The sequence below is a fragment of the Paenibacillus sp. CMAA1364 genome (assembly GCF_054373195.1).
Genome location: NZ_JBITNB010000050.1, coordinates 1 through 3,104 on the forward strand (window position 1 = coordinate 1; position 3,104 = coordinate 3,104).

Annotated in this window: 2 protein-coding genes and 1 riboswitch; both genes read right to left on the reverse strand. The window is 40.7% G+C overall.

The genetic code is table 11. The annotated features are described in order from the left end of the window. Positions 1-262: 262 nt before the first annotated feature. Positions 263-1,222, reverse strand: coding sequence for a DMT family transporter (locus ACH8E3_RS16570; RefSeq protein WP_458633753.1), 960 nt, complete (start codon positions 1,220-1,222; stop codon positions 263-265). 128 nt (positions 1,223-1,350) lie between these two features. After that, a riboswitch (FMN riboswitch) is annotated at positions 1,351-1,504 on the reverse strand. 91 nt (positions 1,505-1,595) lie between these two features. Continuing rightward, positions 1,596-2,855: a GTPase HflX gene (gene hflX / locus ACH8E3_RS16575; RefSeq protein WP_458633754.1), complete on the reverse strand. Its 1,260-nt coding sequence runs from the start codon at positions 2,853-2,855 to the stop codon at positions 1,596-1,598. Positions 2,856-3,104 lie beyond the last annotated feature (249 nt).

Consider the following 3,104-nt stretch of genomic DNA (forward strand, 5'->3'; position numbering starts at 1 on the left):
AAGATCAATTTCTCTCTCGTTATTCACCAGTGTGTCTCGGTGACAACTTTTATATCATATCCTTTCCGGATGAAAAATGCAAGAGTTTTTTTAAAACGTTTTGTGAGACGTTTTTGTTCTCTTCTTTTCCGGATTTACAATATAACATGTCTCTGTCTATGAATGCAAGTCATAAATTTTCACAATTACATAATTTAATATACACAATAAAATCCCTCCACCCCACAGACTCAAATAGTAGCAAAGGGATCTAGTGCAGTCATTAAACAGGTATCGTTTCGTTATCTTGTCTAGAGATTACAAACAGAGCTACCCAGATCAGAATAAAACCAATAAGTTGTGGTTGAGTAATCACTTCTTGGAATACAATCCAATTGATCAGCACCCCCACCATCGGGAAACTCAACTCCGCCAGTGTCGCGACCGATGCCTTTGTAGTCGTTAACCCCTTATAATAAACCAGAAGACTAAGTAGACCAGGCAACAGAGCTTGACCCAACAGATTCAAAGAGACCAATACCATAGCACTTGTCCCGATTGGTAAGCTCCATACTCCACCTTCACCCCAAGTAATCAAGAGTAGTAAAGGTAGTGCCAGCATGAACCTTAAGGAAGTGACTGTCTCATACTTCATCTGACCAACCATTAAACGCCCCATAACAGTCGATCCTCCCCATAAAGCTGCAGCCCCAAGAGATAGTAAGCTACCCACTTGAACAAAGTCACTCCATTTCCCCAAAGGTATCGTGAATCCGAATGTGAGTAAATACGTGCCAATTAAGGCTAGTGTGAATAGTATGGAGAACTGTCTTGGAAGTCGTTCTTTCAATATTATTCTTGCTAAAATAATTGCAAACAGTGGTTGAAGCTTCTGAAGTAATAGCACGACATTAATGTTCCCACTAGACAAACCTATCGTAAACAGAATCGTTGCTATCGCTGATCCTCCCCAAGAGATAAAGAGCAGTGCAGCGACATGCCGTAGTTTCAATCCATACAGTTCATCACGGTTCCTCCATAACACCGGGGCAACAAATAACACAATAATAATATGTTCTAGTAATACAATCTGGATTGAAGTAAGTGTATCTAAAAGAATAATTCGAAATAGGGGATCCACTCCCCACAGAGCGGCTCCCAATACTACTAGCCAAAAACCACTCTTCGAAGAATTCCCTCTTCCCGCTACAACTGGTTTCACACTCTCCACTACATTTTCCATTCTCTCTATCCCCTTATTCTGAATATGGGGTCTTACAACAGAAAACCCCCGCATTCGATAGTTATCGACATTTACGGGGGCTGATCAAATAGGCTTGTGCGCATCAAAAAGACGCGTCATGCATGTGCTTTGATCTTCTCCCATCCGGACTATACCGTCGGCCTTGGATTTACACCAAGTCAGTCGCCACCATCTTCACGATGACGAGTCGCGGGCTAGAAGTTCATAGTAGATAAGAACTCTCACCGCCGGTTAGGAATTTCACCTACCCCGAAGATCCATATTCAATTTATTTAATACTATAGCTTCTATTAAAGTACTCACAATAAAATTAGTCAATGATTTGTTACAGCAAATTAGCTCGATTTACATTTCACAGTATATACTTTCGATATTTGTCCATATCCATCTCTCTACACTCTAGGGTTAATCGTGTGCCTTCTTGATCATATTCAGTGCAGATTACATGCGCATGTTCATTAAGATAGGAGACTACCTGACCTTGATCAAATGGAATAAGCATCTCGCAATGCGTGTAATCCTGAAAAACATGCGACTTGATGACTTCCACAAGTTCTGTCATTCCTACCCTTTGTTTCGCTGCAAGGTACACACTATTACCATCAATTATAGGAATCTCACAATTGACCATATCACATTTATTATAAGCGAGAATGGTTTCAATATCGGTTATTCCTATATCTTGTAATGTCTGATCGGTAATATTCATCAATTGCTCGTGCTTCGCATTGGCATAATCAATCACATGAATAAGTAGGTCGGCTTCAGCCACTTCTTCTAATGTAGAACGGAAAGCTTTGATTAGATGATGTGGAAGTTTACTTACAAATCCAACCGTATCTGTGAGTAGAAAAGACTTATTATCTTCAAGTTGTATATGACGAACCGAAGTTTCCAGTGTTGCGAATAGCATATCTTTTTCGAATACTAACTTATTCCCCTTGGGGCTGAACGATTCAACTAATGCATTCATGATCGTTGATTTCCCTGCATTGGTATAACCGACTAGAGAAACTACTGGTAACCTATTCTTCTGCCGTTGCTTACGTTGCGTCTGACGTTGAGATACAAGTGTTTCTAATTCTCTGTTCAGAACACTGATCTTATCCTCAATTCTACGGCGATCAAGTTCAAGCTTCGTTTCACCTACCCCTTTATTCTTAGTACCCACACCTCCACCTTGACGCCCCAAGGAAGCGCGTAGACCAATTAATCTAGGAAGCATATATTGAAGTTGGGCTACCTCCACTTGAAGTTGGGCCTCTCTTGTCTTGGCTCGCTTCTCAAATATATCCAAGATCAGAATCGTACGGTCAATAACCTTGCACTGTAAGTCCGATTCCAGATTGCGAATTTGAGAAGGAGATAATTCATCATTAAAAATAACCATGTTCGCTTCCTGTTCTTCATATAATGCTTTTACATCCTGCACCTTTCCTTTTCCAATATAATGAGATTTGTTCACTTTCTCTAAATTCTGAGTTAGTAATCCAACGACTTCTACCTGACAAGCTGCGGCTAATTTCCCCAATTCTTCCATGGAGTATTCGAAATCCTCTTGTTTATTCGTATGAACCCCAACCAGAATCGCCTTTTGATGTTCTTCTTGCATCATGATTCCTCCAATATTTTTATAATATAAAGATTTGGACTCATTTCCGAGGTAGAACGAACGGATTATTCTAGTCTCCACCATATACATTCCAGGATACTGATGAATGGGTAGTGATATGTAGACAGACTTATCCCGTTCGCCCTGCTCAAGAGCCGATTCTTTGCACTATTCAATTAGTGGCACAAAAATCCTAATCGAGTAGGAGGGGGCGACTAGCCCCCGACCTCTCACACCACCGTACGTACC

Coding starts and splice junctions, on each gene's coding strand:
- ACH8E3_RS16570 (WP_458633753.1), bottom strand. CDS start 1,222: ATGGAAAATGTAGTGGAGAGTGTGAAACCAGTTGTAGCGGGAAGAGGG.
- hflX (WP_458633754.1), bottom strand. CDS start 2,855: ATGCAAGAAGAACATCAAAAGGCGATTCTGGTTGGGGTTCATACGAAT.